The 16,187-nt window shown below is 63.2% G+C and carries 17 protein-coding genes and 1 tRNA gene; 10 read left to right on the top strand and 8 right to left on the bottom strand.

Annotation, left to right across the window (positions count from 1 at the left end; translation table 11 throughout):
• Window positions 1-90: 90 nt before the first annotated feature.
• From YUO_RS0114460 to YUO_RS0114475, 4 genes are all read right to left on the bottom strand, one after another.
• Complete coding sequence (locus tag YUO_RS0114460; RefSeq protein WP_028347918.1) at window positions 91-765, bottom strand: LptA/OstA family protein; 675 nt, start codon at window positions 763-765, stop codon at window positions 91-93.
• A gap of 6 nt (window positions 766-771) precedes the next feature.
• Window positions 772-1,497, bottom strand: a complete 726-nt coding sequence (gene lptC, locus YUO_RS0114465; RefSeq protein ID WP_028347919.1) for an LPS export ABC transporter periplasmic protein LptC — start codon at window positions 1,495-1,497, stop codon at window positions 772-774.
• Window positions 1,498-1,627: 130 nt separating this feature from the next.
• A complete protein-coding gene (locus tag YUO_RS0114470; RefSeq protein WP_028347920.1) occupies window positions 1,628-2,242 on the bottom strand; it encodes a ribonuclease H-like domain-containing protein in 615 nt (204 codons plus the stop codon).
• Between the two features lie 465 nt (window positions 2,243-2,707).
• Window positions 2,708-2,794 (bottom strand) — tRNA-Leu (locus YUO_RS0114475).
• A 149-nt stretch (window positions 2,795-2,943) separates the two neighbouring features.
• Between YUO_RS0114475 and YUO_RS0114480 the strand changes: the two genes are divergently transcribed.
• Window positions 2,944-3,924, top strand: a complete 981-nt coding sequence (locus tag YUO_RS0114480) for a complex I NDUFA9 subunit family protein (protein ID WP_028347921.1) — start codon at window positions 2,944-2,946, stop codon at window positions 3,922-3,924.
• Between the two features lie 121 nt (window positions 3,925-4,045).
• Here the strand turns inward: YUO_RS0114480 and YUO_RS0114485 are convergent, their stop codons facing one another.
• A complete protein-coding gene (locus tag YUO_RS0114485) occupies window positions 4,046-4,852 on the bottom strand; it encodes an undecaprenyl-diphosphate phosphatase (RefSeq protein ID WP_028347922.1) in 807 nt (268 codons plus the stop codon).
• A gap of 184 nt (window positions 4,853-5,036) precedes the next feature.
• Here YUO_RS0114485 and YUO_RS0114490 point away from each other — a divergent pair, with 184 nt between their 5' ends.
• Entirely contained in the window at window positions 5,037-5,729 is a 693-nt protein-coding gene (locus YUO_RS0114490) for a glutathione S-transferase family protein (protein WP_028347923.1), read from the top strand.
• Window positions 5,678-6,901 (top strand): tRNA epoxyqueuosine(34) reductase QueG, encoded by a 1,224-nt coding sequence (gene queG / locus YUO_RS40710; RefSeq protein ID WP_051379433.1) that lies wholly within the window; start codon window positions 5,678-5,680, stop codon window positions 6,899-6,901. The genes YUO_RS0114490 and queG overlap by 52 nt, the downstream gene beginning before the upstream one ends.
• A gap of 110 nt (window positions 6,902-7,011) precedes the next feature.
• On the opposite strand, the gene YUO_RS0114500 is transcribed toward queG, so the two are convergent.
• Both YUO_RS0114500 and YUO_RS0114505 read right to left on the bottom strand, forming a co-directional pair.
• Window positions 7,012-7,479: a nuclear transport factor 2 family protein gene (locus tag YUO_RS0114500; RefSeq protein ID WP_028347924.1), complete on the bottom strand. Its 468-nt coding sequence runs from the start codon at window positions 7,477-7,479 to the stop codon at window positions 7,012-7,014.
• A gap of 169 nt (window positions 7,480-7,648) precedes the next feature.
• On the bottom strand, window positions 7,649-8,455 hold the full coding sequence (locus YUO_RS0114505; RefSeq protein ID WP_051379434.1) for an alpha/beta hydrolase: 807 nt from the start codon (window positions 8,453-8,455) through the stop codon (window positions 7,649-7,651).
• 225 nt (window positions 8,456-8,680) lie between these two features.
• Between YUO_RS0114505 and infC the strand changes: the two genes are divergently transcribed.
• Window positions 8,681-9,220, top strand: coding sequence for a translation initiation factor IF-3 (gene infC / locus YUO_RS0114510; RefSeq protein ID WP_028347926.1), 540 nt, complete (start codon window positions 8,681-8,683; stop codon window positions 9,218-9,220).
• A gap of 169 nt (window positions 9,221-9,389) precedes the next feature.
• Here the strand turns inward: infC and YUO_RS0114515 are convergent, their stop codons facing one another.
• Complete coding sequence (locus YUO_RS0114515) at window positions 9,390-9,815, bottom strand: hypothetical protein (RefSeq protein ID WP_028347927.1); 426 nt, start codon at window positions 9,813-9,815, stop codon at window positions 9,390-9,392.
• A gap of 263 nt (window positions 9,816-10,078) precedes the next feature.
• Here YUO_RS0114515 and rpmI point away from each other — a divergent pair, with 263 nt between their 5' ends.
• The 6 genes from rpmI (at window position 10,079) to YUO_RS0114545 (ending at window position 15,911) form a co-directional block, all read left to right on the top strand.
• Window positions 10,079-10,279 (top strand): 50S ribosomal protein L35, encoded by a 201-nt coding sequence (gene rpmI / locus YUO_RS0114520; protein WP_008539890.1) that lies wholly within the window; start codon window positions 10,079-10,081, stop codon window positions 10,277-10,279.
• A 75-nt stretch (window positions 10,280-10,354) separates the two neighbouring features.
• A complete protein-coding gene (gene rplT / locus YUO_RS0114525) occupies window positions 10,355-10,714 on the top strand; it encodes a 50S ribosomal protein L20 (protein WP_028347928.1) in 360 nt (119 codons plus the stop codon).
• Window positions 10,715-10,937: 223 nt separating this feature from the next.
• A complete protein-coding gene (gene pheS, locus YUO_RS0114530) occupies window positions 10,938-12,020 on the top strand; it encodes a phenylalanine--tRNA ligase subunit alpha (protein WP_028347929.1) in 1,083 nt (360 codons plus the stop codon).
• A gap of 239 nt (window positions 12,021-12,259) precedes the next feature.
• Window positions 12,260-12,694, top strand: a complete 435-nt coding sequence (locus tag YUO_RS0114535) for an endonuclease domain-containing protein (protein WP_028347930.1) — start codon at window positions 12,260-12,262, stop codon at window positions 12,692-12,694.
• The gene (pheT, locus tag YUO_RS0114540) at window positions 12,691-15,144 is read left to right on the top strand and encodes a phenylalanine--tRNA ligase subunit beta (protein ID WP_028347931.1); all 2,454 of its coding nucleotides are present in this window, start codon (window positions 12,691-12,693) and stop codon (window positions 15,142-15,144) included. The genes YUO_RS0114535 and pheT overlap by 4 nt, the downstream gene beginning before the upstream one ends.
• Window positions 15,141-15,911 carry a sulfite exporter TauE/SafE family protein gene (locus tag YUO_RS0114545; RefSeq protein WP_028347932.1) on the top strand — a complete coding sequence of 257 codons (771 nt, stop codon included), beginning with the start codon at window positions 15,141-15,143 and terminating at the stop codon, window positions 15,909-15,911. The genes pheT and YUO_RS0114545 overlap by 4 nt, the downstream gene beginning before the upstream one ends.
• Window positions 15,912-16,187 lie beyond the last annotated feature (276 nt).

The raw sequence follows: 16,187 nt of genomic DNA on the forward strand, positions 1-16,187 counted from the left end.
AACACCCCGCCGTGCGCCCTGTAGATACAGGTTCGCGCTATCGGCTTCAACCGTGACCGGCCCAAATAATCTTTAAGACGCTGATCTGGCTTATTTTTTACCAGGGATCAGCGAGGGTATCTGAACCGGAGCGGCCTTCGACCCGCCCGATCCCGACCCGCAATTCTCTCCCTGGATGAACATGCCCTGCACCTTGCCGCTGTCGGATTCGACGCGCGACACGCCGGTCGTCATGTCGACCTTGAGGCGGTCGCCCTTGAGCACGTTCTTGCACTGGGTCAGCACGACCCCGCCCACCATGGTGATGAGGTTGGCCCGCGTGTCGAAAATCGCAGTCTCGCCGGTCACAACCTGGTCCTTCTGCGTGACCACGACGGAGCCCTTGGCTTCGAGCCGGCGGATAGACGAGCTGCCGCCGGGTCCGGGGCTCGCGGACTGCATCGACGCGGATTTCGATCCCTTGGGCGTAGCGGGCGGCGCGTCCGACGCCGGGCCGGAGTCGTAAAACACCACCAGCGACTTCGAGGTCATGGTGGTATCGCCCTGCACGACCTTCACGTTTCCGGAAAAGGTCGCCTCCTTTTTCTTGTCGCGCATCTCGAGCGAGGCTGCCTCGATTTGAATCGGCTGATCGCGGTTTTGCGAAAAGCCCTGCATCGCATTCGGCACGCCCGACATGGCGCCTTGCGCGAAGGCGCCATCGGAGGCGGTCAACGCGAGCACAAGCGCTGCGGCCGCAAACCTGTGCGAGAACAACTGCATCATAGGATATCATTTCGTATTGGCGGACTTGCCGCTGATGGACCGCGTCTTCGGCGCTGGCTGCGGCTCGGGCTCAGGTGCCGGAGCGCTTTCCATGACCAGGTTCATCACGACATTGCCTTCGAAGCGCACGATCTCGCCGCTGTTGATGATCCTGAGCCGGTCGGCGGTGAGCGTACCGTTCAGCAATTTGACGTCGACATGCTCGTCCGACGTCACCGTCCCCTTGTTGATGTCGACATAGGCCTGCGACAGTTTCGCCTCGTAGCCGGTGGAGGATTGCAGGAAGATATCCTTGCGCAGGTCGAGCATCTGCTGCTTGCTGTCGAAAAATCCCGTGCGGGCATCCATCGTCACCGTGCTCTTGTCCTCCATCATGACCTTGGCCCGCAGCGTCTGGAGTTCGACGTGATCGGGGTTGGCCAGATCCTGGATCGCCGCCTTGGCCCACAAATCGTAGGGGCGCTGGTCGGTGGAGAAGCCGGCCAGGTGCGGCGTTTCCATGGTGATCTTGGTTCCGGACACGACGAGATTGCCCATGTCGACCGGCAACTTCGAGAGCCCCGTGATGCGGAACGGGTTGAAGATCGAGATCGCGACGATCCCGGCCATGGCCAGCAGCACGGCTGCCGGAACCGCGACCCGCAGCACCCGCACCATCCGGCTATGGCGGGCGGCCGCGGCAAAACGGGCCTCCATTCCGGTGGCAAAGGCTGGGTTCTGTATCGAGTTCACCGCGGCTCCAAAGACGCCCAAGAGAGCGTCATCCTACCCGCAATCGCGGGATTATGCAGCCCGGACACTCGCGATGAGTGTGACCGAAACGGGGCGGAAGCGGGCAGCCCGGCGCTTCAAATGGTCCCGGTCACGAATGCGCGAAGATGTCCTCGGCCTCCCAGCCGCCGAGATCGAGTATTGCCCGGGTCGGCAGGAAGTCGAAACAGGCCTGCGCCATCGCTGTCCGTCCCTCGCGCGCCAGCATGGCATCGAGCCGCTCGCGAAGGCCATGCAGATGCAGCACGTCGGACGCGGCATAGGCGAGCTGCGCCTCGCTCAAATTCGCTGATCCCCAGTCGCTCGACTGCTGTTGCTTCGACAGATCGATGTTGAGCAGCTCGCGCACCAGGTCCTTCAGGCCGTGGCGGTCGGTATAGGTGCGGCTCAGCCGCGAGGCGATCTTGGTGCAATAGACCGGCTGCGGCATCACGCCGAAGGTGTTGTAGAGCACGGCGACATCGAAGCGGGCGAAGTGGAAGATCTTCGTGATCGCGGGATTGGCGAGCAGCGCCTTCAGGTTCGGCGCGTCGGTGTGGCCTTTCGGGATCTGGATGACATCAGCGCTGCCATCGCCGTTCGATATCTGCACCACGCAGAGCCGGTCACGATGCGGATTGAGCCCCATGGTCTCGGTATCGATCGCCACCGAATCCTTGTAGCGGGACAGATCGGGTAGGTCGCCACGATGCAGGCGGATTGTCATGAAGGGAAGCCTCGTCTTAGTCGATTCGACGGAAACACTAGCGCCCGGAGCCGCGGGTGGCGAGCGGCCAACCATGGCTTATAGGCCGGGAATTGGCGGCTTTGTGGTGATTTTGTCCGCTTTGTCGGGCGATCGATTGCTCTGCGCGCTGAGGAGCGTCTCCGCAACGGCCCGGAATAGCCGGCCACGCCAGGTTCGGGACCGCTCAGGCCGTCTTCGGCTCGGACGATTTCGGGGGCGGAAGCTCCGGACTGCGGCTCAGCAATGAAAGCACTCATCTCTGGAAACATGCGGCTATCGATAATTGTTCTTGGGCAAGCTGACTTGCCGCAGTGGCGTGCGACAACGAGCCGTTGCGCTGTTCCCGAAATGTTGTCTGCGGCTCAGGAGCGGGCGAAGGCTCCCCCTCGTGACCGGACAGGTCCCGCTGACTACTCGCAGATGCCGGATTTTGGGCATGGGCAGTGGTGCCCAGGAAAGGACTCGAACCTTCACGGCCGTGAAGCCACTGGCACCTGAAGCCAGCGCGTCTACCAATTCCGCCACCTGGGCCCGGGCGGGTTAGTAAGGATCAGTCACGCGCTTGTCAAATCGCTTCAGCACCATCCGAAATCCGCTGTACAGCGGGCCCACGTTGGCGTATCGCGAATCCGCTAAATCCAACCTATATCTTCGAATTTGACCGGCAGGAATTGACCCCGATGGCATTGCACGCGGCAGCGAACCTGGAAACGCTCATCACGGTGTTTGGCGGATCGGGCTTTCTGGGACGAAACGTGGTCCGGGCGTTGGCCAAGCGCGGCTATCGGATTCGGGTCGCGGTGCGGCGGCCCGAACTGGCGGGGCACCTGCAGCCGCTCGGCCGCGTCGGCCAGATCCACCCCGTGCAGGCCAATCTGCGCTACCCGGCTTCGGTGGAGGCGGTGATGCGCGGTTCCGAAGCCGTGGTCAACCTGGTCGGCACCCTGGCCGAGAGCGGCGCGCAGACCTTCGACGCGGTGCAGACCAAAGGCGCCGAAACCATCGCCAAGGCCGCCGCCGCCATCGGCGCGCAGGTGGTGCATGTATCGGCGATCGGCGCCGACGAGAATTCGCCGTCGGCCTACTTCCGCTCCAAGGCTTTAGGCGAGAAGGCCGTGCTGGCGGCGGCGCCATCGGCCACGATCCTGCGGCCGTCGCTGCTGTTCGGGCCCGAGGATCAATTCACCAACCGCTTTGCGTCGCTCGCCCGGATATCGCCGTTCCTGCCGCTGATCGGCGGCGGCGAGACACGGATACAGCCGGCCTATGTCGCCGACGTCGCCAACGCGGTTGCCGACGCCGCCGAGGGCAAGACCAAGCCGGGCGTGACCTACGAGCTCGGCGGGCCCGATGTGCTGACCATGCGCGAGATCATGGAAATCATCCTCAAGATCACCGACCGCAAGCGCATGCTGATTTCGCTGCCGTGGGGGCTGGCGAAGCTAAAGTCGCAGTTCCTGCAATTCGCGCCGGGTCCGCTCACGCTGACGCCAGACCAGGTGGCGATGCTGCAAGTCGACAATGTCGTGTCGGACGAAGCGAAGGCGGCTGGCCTGACGCTGCAGGGGCTCGGCATTACGCCGGAGGCTATGGAAGCGATCGCCCCGCAATATCTCTGGCGCTTCCGCGCCGCCGGGCAGTTTCAACGGAAGAGCGCGTAGTCTTCGTAGCGAATCCGTAGGGTGGGCAAAGGCGCTCTTGCGCCGTGCCCACCATTCAATATCGCGCTCGTGATGGTGGGCACGCTTCGCTTTGCCCACCCTACACTCTACAATTCGAGAACTACCTCCCCAGCGCCAGCGCGATCAGGCCGAGCGTGCCGAGGGCGACGCGCCACCATGCAAAAAACGTGAATCCGTGGCGGGTGACGTAGGTGAGGAACGTCTTCACCACGATGGTCGCGGTGACGAACGAGACTACGAAGCCGACCGCGATGATACCTATGTGATCGGTCGTCATCTCGGCGCGGTTCTTGTAGAAATCATAAGCGAACGCGCCGATCATGGTCGGGATCGCGAGAAAGAACGAAAACTCCGCGGCCGATCGCTTGTCACCGCCGAGCAGCATCGCCGCCACGATGCTGGCGCCGGAGCGCGACACGCCGGGAATCATCGCCACGCATTGCGCAATGCCGATCCACAGATACATCAGCAGCGGATAGCGCGTAGCATCGTGCTGTGTCGGCTTGAGATAGAGTTGATCGACCCACAACAGAATTGCGCCGCCGACGATCAGGGTGAAGCACACCACCCACGGATTGAAGAGAAACTCTTTGATGTACTTGCCGGCAACCAGGCCGATGAGCACCGCAGGCAGAAACGCCAGCAATATGCCGATCACGAAACGCTGGTCGTCCGGATTGGTGAACATGCCGAGCGCTACGCGCCACAATTTGACGAAATAGAGCATGACGATGGCGAGGATCGCGCCGAGCTGAATCAGCACGACAAAGCTCTGCCAGAACGCGCCCTCGCCAAGCCCGAAGAATCGTTGCGCGACCAGCATATGGCCGGTCGACGAAACCGGCAGGAATTCCGTGACGCCCTCGATGATGCCGAGAATCACCGCGTTCACTACATCCGACATCATGATGTGGGTCCGTTTTGGCTGGAAAAGTCGCGTCCTTCTCGCCTATTCATCCCGATGCCGCAATCGCAAAAAAACGCCAAAGACAGGTTGCCTCTTACGTCTGCTTGGCTAGTGTCGCGATTCGCATGACGCGGCTTGACCGCTCGGGTTCCTTGAGCGTCGCCGCGAATTGTTCAAGGATTTCATGTACACGCTCTATCATCATCCGTTCTGTCCGCATTCGCGCTTCATCCGCCTAGTGCTGGGCGAACACGGCCTCGATCTGCGGCTGGTGGAAGAACGAGCCTGGGAACGGCGTGAAGGGTTTCTCGTGCTCAATCCCGCGGGCACCACACCGGTGTTGATGGCTGACGGCTTTCCGCCGATTCCCGGCGCAGGCGTCATCGCCGAATATCTCGACGAGACGCACGGCCTGGAGGCCGGCGAGCGGCGGCTGTTGCCGGCGTCGATGGCGGAGCGCGTCGAGGTGCGCCGGCTGATGGCGTGGTTCAATGAAAAATTCTTCGAGGAGGCCTCGAACCCGCTGGTAACCGAGCGCATCTATAAGCGTTTTATGAGCGAGGAGAATGGCGGCGGCGCGCCGGCGGCCGATGTGATCCGCGCAGCCAAGGCCAATGTGCGCTATCATCTGGCCTATATCGGCTGGCTGGCGCAGACGCGCAATTTCCTCGCCGGCGACCGGCTGAGCTACGCGGATCTCGCCGCCGCGGCGCACCTTTCGGCGATCGATTATCTGGGCGATGTGCCATGGAGCGAGGACGAAGCGGCAAAGATGTGGTACGCGCGGGTGAAATCCCGCCCGTCGTTCCGCCCGCTCTTGAGCGAGTGGCTGGCGGGCGTTCCGGCGTCACGCACCTACGTGGACCTCGACTTCTGAACCAGGCCGTCAAGCTCGCTGCCAGCGATCTAAAGTCCGCGCTCGTGCGCGAAGCGGAGGCGCTCGGTTTCGATTGCATCGGCGTCACCGATCCCGGCGCGCTTGGCAATGCCGGAAAGTATTTCCGCGAGTTCCTCGATGCCGGCGCGCATGGCGACATGGACTGGCTCGCCGCTCAGCCCGAGCGGCGGATGGATCCGCGCGTGCTGTGGCCGGGCGTGCGGTCGATCATCATGCTCGGCTTCAATTACGGACCCGATGACAATCCGCTCGCGCTTCTCGAAAAGCGCACCCGCGGCGCAATCTCCGCCTATGCCCAGGGCGACGACTATCACGACGTGATCAAGAAACGCCTGAAGACGCTGGCGCGGTGGCTGGTCGCGGCGTCGGGCGAGGACGTAAAGGTGTTCATCGATACAGCAGCGGTGATGGAAAAGCCGCTGGCGCAGGCGGCGGGCCTAGGCTGGCAAGGCAAGCACACCAATCTGGTCTCGCGCGAGTTCGGCTCATGGCTATTTCTCGGCGCGATCTTCACCGCCGCCGAGTTGCCGCGCGACACCGCCGACACCGACCATTGCGGCTCATGCAACGCCTGCCAGGAGATCTGCCCGACTGCTGCGTTCCCTGCACCTTACAAGCTCGATGCAAGACGCTGCATTTCCTACCTGACGATCGAGAACAAGGGCCCGATACCGCGCGAATTCCGCAAAAGCATCGGCAACCGCATCTATGGCTGCGACGATTGCCTCGCCGTGTGCCCGTGGAACAAATTCGCCCAAAAAGGCCGCGAAACCAAACTCGCCGCGCGCGCGGAATTGCGCGCGCCTTCGCTAGGAGAGTTGGCGCGGCTTGACGACGCCGCATTTCGCGCTCTGTTTTCGAAATCGCCGGTCAAGCGCATCGGCCGTGACCGTTTCGTCCGCAACGTGCTGATCGCGATCGGCAACGCGGAGGATCCGTCGCTGGCGATTGAAGCCGAGCGATTGCTTGACGATGCAAGCCCGCTCGTGCGTGGCGCAGCGGTCTGGGCGCTGTCGCAATTGGTCGAGCGGGAGAGGTTTGAAGCGCTGGCTGCGAGGGCGATAAGCGCTGAGGCTGACATAAATGTGCGCGAAGAGTGGTGCCTAACCCTGACGCAACGCAAGCCGACGGCAAACGTGCCGCCGCCGTAGATCTCACCCGTCATTGCGAGGAGCGAAGCGACGAAGCAATCCATCGTCCCGCATATGCCGAACTATGGATTGCTTCGCTTCGCTCGCAATGACGGTGGAGAGATTAGCGCTCAGGCCAAATGCCGCTTCATCTCCGGCCGTGCCTTCAGCGCCGCGCCCTGCTTGGCCACGATCTTGGCGATCCGCTCCGGCGCGAATTTGAGATCGACGAAGGCCGGCGCAGTGTTGGCGACCTCGTGATATTCCATGATCATGCCGTCGCGCAGCCGCATGACCGCGACGCCCTCGAACATCGCCCGCGCACCCTCGGCCTCCGGCAGCGTCGAGCGATAGCTGAACGTATAGCGCGCATAGAGCGTGTGGCCGTCACTGACGGGATCATGCATGTCCCAGCGAAAATCGGTCGCTGTGCGATAGAACCAATCGTCGATCATGTCAGCGATTTTTGCCCGGCCCTCGAACGCGCCGTAGAACACGTCGTGATAGACGCCGTCCTCGGTGAACAGTTCCGAGAACGCCTTGCCGTTGCGCTGCTCGACGGCGTCGCAGAAGGCGCGGAGCATGGTGGATGTGTTCATGGCGTTGTCTGCCTGTCATGCCCCGCGAAGGCGGGGCATCCAGTATTCCAGAGAGGGTGAGACAAGTCGATAAGCCGCGGCGTACTGGATCGTCCGCTGGAGCCTGTCATCGGGCGCGCGTTCGCGCGACCCGGTGGCGGACGATGACACCGAGAAATGCGGAAGGAACTCACCCGATCTCCGCCACCGCAGCGATGATCCGCGCGATGTCCTGCGGGCGCGACAGACGGTGGTCGCCGTCCTGGATCATGGTCAACACCACGTCCTCGGCCGGCAACCGGTGCGCCAGTGCGAAGGCGTGCTGCCAGGGCACGTCGGGATCCTGCGCGCCCTGCAGGATGCGCACGGGGCATCCGACCTCGATGGCGCTACCGAGCAGGAGATGGTTGCGGCCCTCCTCGATCAGCGCGCGCGTGATCGGATAGGGTGCGCCGCCGCCATACTCCGAAGGCCGCATCCACACGCCCTTGGTCCGGATCTCCTCGCGGACCTCGTCGGAGAAGCTATTCCACATCAATTGCTCGGTGAAATCAGGCGCCGGCGCGATCAGCACGAGTCCGGCGAGGTTCGCCTGCGTTGCCTCACGCTCGGCGATGGCGCGCGCCAGCAACAGCGCCAGCCAGCCGCCCATCGATGAACCGATCACGACCTGCGGGCCCCGGCAGAACTGCTCGAATACCGCAACGCTCTCTTCCAGCCAGCGTCCGATGGTGCCATCGATGAAAGCCCCACCCGATTCGCCATGGCCGGAATAATCGAATCTAATACAGGCCCGGCCGTGTTCCGCGGCCCAGGCGTTAAGCGCGAGCACCTTGGTGCCCCGCATGTCGGAATTGAAGCCACCGAGCCAAAGTAGCCCGGGTCCGCTGCCGACGCGGGCACGCACCGCGATCCGGCGGCGGCCGGTGCCCTCTCCCACCTCGATAAAGGTCGGTTCCTGGTCAATTGGCGCTGAATTTGTCGCTGAATCAGTCATTGGATCGGTCACTCTCGTCCTGCCGCTTTGTCCGCGAGCGCGCTCTATCGGTCAAGCACGAGACCGCCCGGCGCTTGCGGATCAGGCCGCCGCGCTATATTTGCCGGACGTGACCGAAATGCCTCGCATTTGACGGTTTTCGGGCGCAGACCGCGAGTTCGCTTGCTGTCTTGAGCGTATTGCTTCAAACTACGGCCCTTCTTTCACAACTTTGGAGAGTTACCCATTCGCCGTCCCAACAGAGCCCCGCCCGCTGCAACCAAAGACGGGCCGCGCACCAATGATGATATCCGCAACGCGCAAATCCAGCTGATCGATCAGAACGGCACCAACCACGGAACGGTCGAGACCGTGGTCGCCATCAAGATGGCGCTCGAGGCGGGTATGGATCTTGTCGAGATTTCGCCGAACAACAATCCTCCCGTCTGTAAGATCATGGACTACGGGAAGTTCAAGTATTCGGCACAGAAGAAAGCCGCCGAGGCGCGCAAGAAGCAGAAGATCGTCGAGATCAAGGAGATCAAGCTGCGGCCGATGATCGACGATCACGATTACGACGTGAAAATGCGCGCCATGCAGCGGTTCTTCGAGGAAGGCGACAAGGTCAAGATCACCTTGCGCTACCGTGGCCGCGAAATGGCGCACCAGGAGATCGGCACCAAGCTCCTGGACAAGGTGAAGGCCGACGTCGCCGAATTCGCCAAGGTCGAGCAGGACGCCAGGTTCGAGGGACGCCAGGTCGTGATGGTGCTGGCGCCGCGCTAGCCGTCGTCTATCGTTGTCGCCCCCGCGAAAGCGGGGGCCCATAACCACCGCACTTCATTGATAACAAAAGCCGTCTCCTATCCTGCCCGGATGGGAGGCCGCGGCGCCGCGATGAGCGCAATTGCGCTCACGCTCGGGGTCCCTGCGTTCGCAGGGACGACGGAGAAAATCAAGTCCGCGTGGCCTGCCAGGTGCCGCTGCAGCGGTCGCCGGTGATGATGCCGCTCCACGCGCCCGCGCCGCTGACGCCGGCAAGCCGGCCGCCGCCGCTGGCCTTGGAGGCGCCGACGGAAACCTTGACCGCAACCGCGCCGGTGCGATTGACCGAACCGGAAACCCGGCCACCGCCGGCCGATAACACGCGGTTACCGGCGACAGTGAAGGGGACACTGTATCCGGAACTGCAATTGCCCCGCGTCGTCGCGAAGACCACGTTCCAGATGCCGTCATAGACGCCTGCGGCCCTTCTGGTAGCCGCATCGGCACCACTAGGCGTGGCCACCGCGGCAAGTGCTGCGAACACGGGAAGCCAGCGCAGGGAGCGCAGGCCGGGAAACGCGTTAAGACAGGCAATCGATCGCTGAAATCGGGTCATTCTTCCTGCTCCGCACCGAGGTGATTAACGGCATCACGGCGTTGGTAACGGCACCACCCCCCGCGGTTCATCGTTGCCATTTGGCGTTTCCTCTGCCATAAGCCCGACCTTCATCGCCCGGCTGATCAAGGGCTGCCGTGTCGATGTCCGTGCGGGTTGCCTCGCTTTTGAGAAAAACCTGAGCACTTTCAACGCTCTAACGAGCATTTTAAGCCGCAAAAGCGCCCCTCGGGCGCGTTTTTCTGCGGCCACAGGAGAGCCAAATGCCCAAGCTGAAGACCAAGTCAGGCGCTAAAAAGCGCTTCAAGGTGACTGCCACCGGCAAAGTGATGCACGCCCAGCGCGGCAAGCGCCACGGCATGATCAAGCGGACGAAGAAGCAGATTCGTCAGCTCCGCGGCACCCGCGTGCTGTTCAAGACCGACGGCGATAACGTCAAGAAGTACTTCTTGCCGAACGCCTGATCGCGTTCACGTCATTACAGCCGAGCCGCGCCCGCGCGGCGATCCCGTCATCTTATTTGATCAAGGATACCAGTCATGTCTCGCGTCAAACGCGGTGTGACCGCTCACGCCAAGCACAAGAAAGTCTACAAGGCCGCCAAGGGTTTTTACGGCCGCCGCAAGAACACCATCCGCGCCGCCAAGGCCGCGGTCGAGAAGGCCGGGCAATACGCGTTCCGCGACCGCAAGCGCAAGAAGCGCACCTTCCGCGCGCTCTGGATCCAGCGTCTGAACGCGGCTGTGCGCCCGTACGGCATGACCTACAGCGTCTTTATCAACGGCCTCTCGAAGTCGGGCATCACGGTGGATCGCAAGGTGCTGTCGGATCTCGCCATCAACGAGCCGGCGGCGTTCCAGGCGATTGCCGAGAAGGCCAAGGCCGCCCTGGCGGCCTAATTCGCAATCGCTGCGGCGTTCTTGCAATTCCGGTGTCATGACCCGCCTTGTGCGCATTGCGCACTGGGGCGGGGCATCCAGTAACCACCGACCGACATTTTGACTCCGGGGTTACTGGATCATCCGCCTTCCGCCTTCGCTCGTTGAGCTTCGGCGGACAAGTCGCGGATGGTGAGGGTCCCGTTTGGACTGCGAGCGCGCGTTGCCCAAAGGTACCGTCGCTATGTCCGACCTAGCTCAACTCGAATCCCAAATTCTCAGCCAGATCGCCGCCGCCGGCGACGAAGCCGCGCTCGAAGCCGTGCGCGTCGCAGCACTCGGCAAGAAGGGCTCGATCTCCGCGCTGCTCGCCACCCTCGGCAAGATGTCGCCGGAGGAGCGCAAGACGCGAGGCGCCGCGATCAACCTCGCCAAGGACAAGGTTACACAGGCGCTCACGGCACGCCGCGACATCTTGAAGTCGGCCGCACTCGATGCCCGGCTTGCCTCCGAGACCATCGACGTCACACTTCCGCTGCGCGAGACGCCTGCCGAACAGGGCCGCATCCATCCGCTGAGCCAGGTCTTCGAGGAGGTCAACACGATCTTCGCCGACATGGGATTTGCGATCGCCGAAGGTCCTGATATCGAGACCGACGATTACAATTTCACGAAACTGAACTTCCCCGAGGGCCATCCGGCGCGGGAGATGCATGACACGTTCTTCTTCAATCCGAAGGAAGACGGTTCGCGCATGCTGCTGCGGACCCACACCTCGCCGGTGCAGGTGCGCACGATGTTGTCGCAGAAGCCGCCGATCCGCGTGGTTTGCCCGGGCCGCACCTATCGCATCGATTCGGACGCGACCCATACGCCGCAATTCCACCAGGTCGAAGGCCTCGTGATCGACAAGGGCTCGCATCTCGGCCACCTCAAATGGATCTTGCACGAGTTCTGCAAGGCGTTCTTCGAGGTCGACCACATCAACATGCGGTTCCGCCCGTCGTTCTTCCCGTTCACCGAACCGTCGCTCGAGGTCGACATCCAGTGCCGCCGCGACAAGGGCGAGATTCGTTTCGGCGAGGGCGAGGACTGGCTGGAGATTCTCGGCTGCGGCATGGTGCATCCGAACGTGCTGCGCGCCTGCGGCATCGACCCTGATGTCTATCAGGGCTTTGCCTGGGGCATGGGCATCGACCGCATCGCAATGCTGAAATACGGCATGTCCGATCTCCGGCAATTGTTCGAGAACGACGTGCGCTGGCTCTCGCATTACGGCTTCAAGCCGCTCGACGTCCCGACGCTGGCGGGGGGATTGAGCACGTGAATCTGAGCGCCGTATGTGAGATGGTATCGGGCGCCGCTGTGTCCTCTCTCACGACCGCCGTTGTGGAGAGAGCCCCCACCCTAACCCTCCCCCGCAAGCGGGAGAGGGAATGGACTGCGTTTGGGGTGACCAGGTTTCGTCACATGGATACGAGCTCTCCATCCGAGCAGGCGGTTAAACCCCCTCTCCCGCTTGCGGGGGAGGGTTGGGGTGGGGGTCTCTCCGCATCGGAGGTGTCGATGGTCGATCCGGAACATCCTAACTGGAAGGTCTCCGCCAGACTGCGCACGAACGCTCGTGTGCTTCGAAAAAACTCCACCGACGCGGAAAGAATTCTCTGGTCAGAGCTGCGCGGTCATCGCCTGAACGGCGCCAGCTTCCGTCGCCAGGTCCCCATCAAAAGCTACATCGCCGACTTCGTCTGCCACACCGCCAAGCTCGTGATCGAACTCGACGGCGGCCAGCACTTTTCCGATCCATCCGAACTAGCCGATGCCCGTCGCTCTGCCGTGATCGAAGCCCAAGGCTTCAGGGTTCTTCGCTTCAGCAATCTCGACGTGATGAAAAATCGCGCAGGCGTCCTTGAGACAATTGCCGCTGCCGTTGCGGAGAGAGCCCCCACCCTGGCCCTCCCCCGCGAGCGGGAGAGGGGACAAGAGAAACCATCGTCATGAAATTCACGCTCTCCTGGCTGAAGGAACATCTCGACACCGATGAGCCGCTGGAAAAGCTTGCCGACAAGCTCACCATGATCGGGCTCGAGGTCGAGAGCATCGAGGACAAGGCGAAGGCGCTCGCGCCATTCTCCATCGCGCGGGTGATCTCGGCCGAGCAGCATCCCAATGCCGATCGTCTGCGCGTCTGCATGGTCGATACCGGCAATGGTGCTGCGCCGGTGCAGGTGGTCTGCGGCGCGCCGAATGCGCGCGCTGGGCTCGTCAGCGTGTTCTCGCCGCCCGGCACGTTCATCCCGGGCAAGAACATCACGCTCGGCGTCGGCACCATCCGCGGCGTCGAAAGCCGCGGCATGCTGTGCTCGGCGGCGGAGCTGCAGCTTTCCGAGGACCATGACGGCATCATGGAGCTGCCGGCCGATGCGCCGATCGGCAAAGGCTATGCCGAGTGGGCCGGGCTTGGCGATCCCGTGCTCGAAATCAACCTCACGCCGAACCGGCAGGACTGCACCGGCGTGCATGGCATCGCGCGCGACCTTTCCGCCGCCGATATGGGCAAGCTGATCGACCCCGGCATCAGGCCGGTGAGGGGCGAATTCCCCTGCCCGGTGAAAGTGACGGTCGAAGATGCGACGCTGTGTCCGGGCTTCGCGCTGCGGCTGGTGCGCGGCGTCAAGAACGGTCCCTCACCGGAATGGCTGCAGAAGCGGCTGACCGCGATCGGGCTGCGGCCGATCAATGCGCTGGTCGACATCACCAACTTCATGACCTACGACCGGGCCCGCCCACTGCATGTGTTCGACGCCAGGAAGGTGACGGGCAATCTCACCGTGCGCCGCGCCAAGGAGGGCGAGAGCCTGCTGGCGCTCGACGGCCGCACCTACACGCTCGATCCCTCGATCTGCGTGATCGCGGATGAGCACGGCGTCGAATCGCTCGCCGGCATCATGGGTGGCGAGACTTCCGGCTGCGACGAGAATACATCAGACGTGCTGATCGAATCGGCGCTGTGGAACGCGATCAACATCGCGCAAACCGGACGCAAGCTCGGCATCAATTCGGATGCGCGCTACCGCTTCGAGCGCGGCGTCGATCCGGCCTTCATGGTGCCGGGGCTCGAGTTCGCGACCAAAATGGTGATGGAGCTCTGCGGCGGCACGCCGTCGGAGACCATGGTCGTTGGCAATGCGTTCGGCGACGACCGCATCATCGACTTCCCGCTTGCCGAGGTGAAGCGCCTCGCGGGAATCGAGGTGCCGCTGGTCGAGATGCGACGCATCCTTGGCCATCTCGGCTTCATGGTCGCCGGCAACGGCCCGGTGGTGAAGGTCGCTGTACCCTCCTGGCGCACCGACGTTCACGGCAAGGCCGACATCGTCGAGGAAATCGTCCGCATCGTCGGCGTCGACAAGGTGCCGATGGCGCCGTTCGAGCGCGGCGACGAAGCGCGCAAGCCAGTGCTGACCACGATTCAGTCCCGCACCCGCCGCGCCAAGCGCGCGCTGGCCACACGCGGCATGGTGGAAGCCGTGACGTGGTCGTTCATCTCCAAGCCGCATGTTGAGATGTTCGATCGCGATCCGCCCAGCGCTTTGCCTGACCATGCACTGGCGAACCGCCGCGGCCATCCCGAACTGTCGCTGGCCAATCCGATCGCGGCTGATATGTCCGACATGCGGCCGAGCCTGCTGCCTGGTCTCGCCACGGCGGCGCAGGCGAATATCAACCGCGGTGTTCCGGATCTGGCACTGTTCGAAGTCGGACAGGTCTTTGCCGGCGACAAGCCGGGAGATCAACTGGTTGCAGCCTCCGGCGTGCGCCACGGCTTTGCGTCGTCGAGCGGCATGGGCCGGCATTGGTCCGGCTCGGGCACAGCAGACGCGCTCGACGCCAAGGCCGATGCGTTTGCGGTGCTCGCGGCAGCCGGCGCGCCGATGCAGGCGCTGCAGATCGTTCCCGGGGGACCTGCGTGGCTGCATCCGGGTCGTTCCGGCACGATCCAGATCGGACCGCAGAACGTGCTCGGCTATTTCGGCGAACTGCATCCCCGCGCGCTGGAGGCGCTCGGCGCCGATGGCCCGATGATCGCGTTCGAGGTGATCCTCGATCGCATTCCCGACGCCAAGAAGAAGCCAACCCGCGCCAAGCCGCTGCTAGAGCTCTCCGCGTTCCAGCCGGTATCGCGCGATTTTGCCTTCATCGTCGATCGCGCCGTCAAGGCCGGCGACATCGTGCGCGCGGCGCAAGGCGCGGACAAGAAGCTGATCACGGACGTAGCCGTATTCGATGTCTATGAAGGCAAGGGCATCGACCCGACCAAAAAATCGATCGCGATCGCCGTAACAATCCAGCCGCGCGAGAAGACGTTGACGGATCAGGAGATCGACGCTGTGGCGGCGAAGATCGTGGCCGAGGTGACGAAGAAGACCGGCGGCACGTTGCGGGGATGAGCCCGCTCGGTCTCATCCCTTCCGACATCAGCCTCAACGCCGCAATCGCGATTTGCGCCGTCGCCTTCATGTCGGGCACGGCGCGGGGCTTTTCCGGTTTTGGCTCGGCGCTGATCTTCATGCCGCTGGCCAGCTCGATCGCCGACCCGCGGCTGGTGGCGGCGCTGCTGCTGATCATCGATTTCGTTGCCGCCGCGCCGCTGCTGCCGAACGCTTGGGAGAAGGCCGACCGCAAGGCGACTGCGGTCATAGTGCTGGGCGCGCTGATCGGCGTGCCGATCGGCACCTATTTCCTGAGCCGGTTAGAGCCGGTGACGACGCGCTGGATCATTTCCGTCTTCGTGTTCGCATTGCTGTTGCTCTTGCTCTCAGGCTGGCGCTATCGCGGCAAGGACCACACGGCGGTTTCGATCGGCATCGGCGGACTATCGGGCTTTTGCAGTGGCCTCGCCCAGACCGGCGGCCCACCGATCGTCGGCTACTGGCTCGGCCGCCCGATACCGTCAGTCATTGCCCGCGCCAATATCGTGCTGTTCTTCGGCGCCTCGGATTTCTTCTCCGCCGTGAGTTACGCCGCTACCGGACTGATCACGACGGATGCGATCAAGTTCGCGCTGGTGGTCGGCCCCGTCTACGGCATCGGCGTCTGGTTCGGCGCGTCGCTGTTCGGCAAGGCCAGCGAAACCGTATTCCGCTCGATCTGTTACGCGCTGATCGCGGCCGCGGTCGTCTTCGGCCTGCCGGCGCTGGATGGTGTGCTGAGATAGACACAGAGTCGTAGCAACCATTAGATCGATTGATTGTGCGCGATCGGATCGTCCGATTGCCGTGCGAGCATGACGCCGTGCTCGCCGCCGTCAAGGCGTGGCCTGGCGGCGGCGGAGGTTTTGAGCGGGACTGGAGCGACGGCCATCCTTGAGGGCGGCTGCGCGCGACGTCGTCGGAACGGCAGGTCGGGACGAAGAAACGGTGCTCCGGTCGAACCAAGAAACGGAAGGTCAGACGGTCGATGGGCTCGCGGTAAGTGTGGCGGCGGCTGGAGG

This window comes from Bradyrhizobium murdochi (assembly GCF_000472965.1).
GTDB lineage: Bacteria > Pseudomonadota > Alphaproteobacteria > Rhizobiales > Xanthobacteraceae > Bradyrhizobium > Bradyrhizobium murdochi.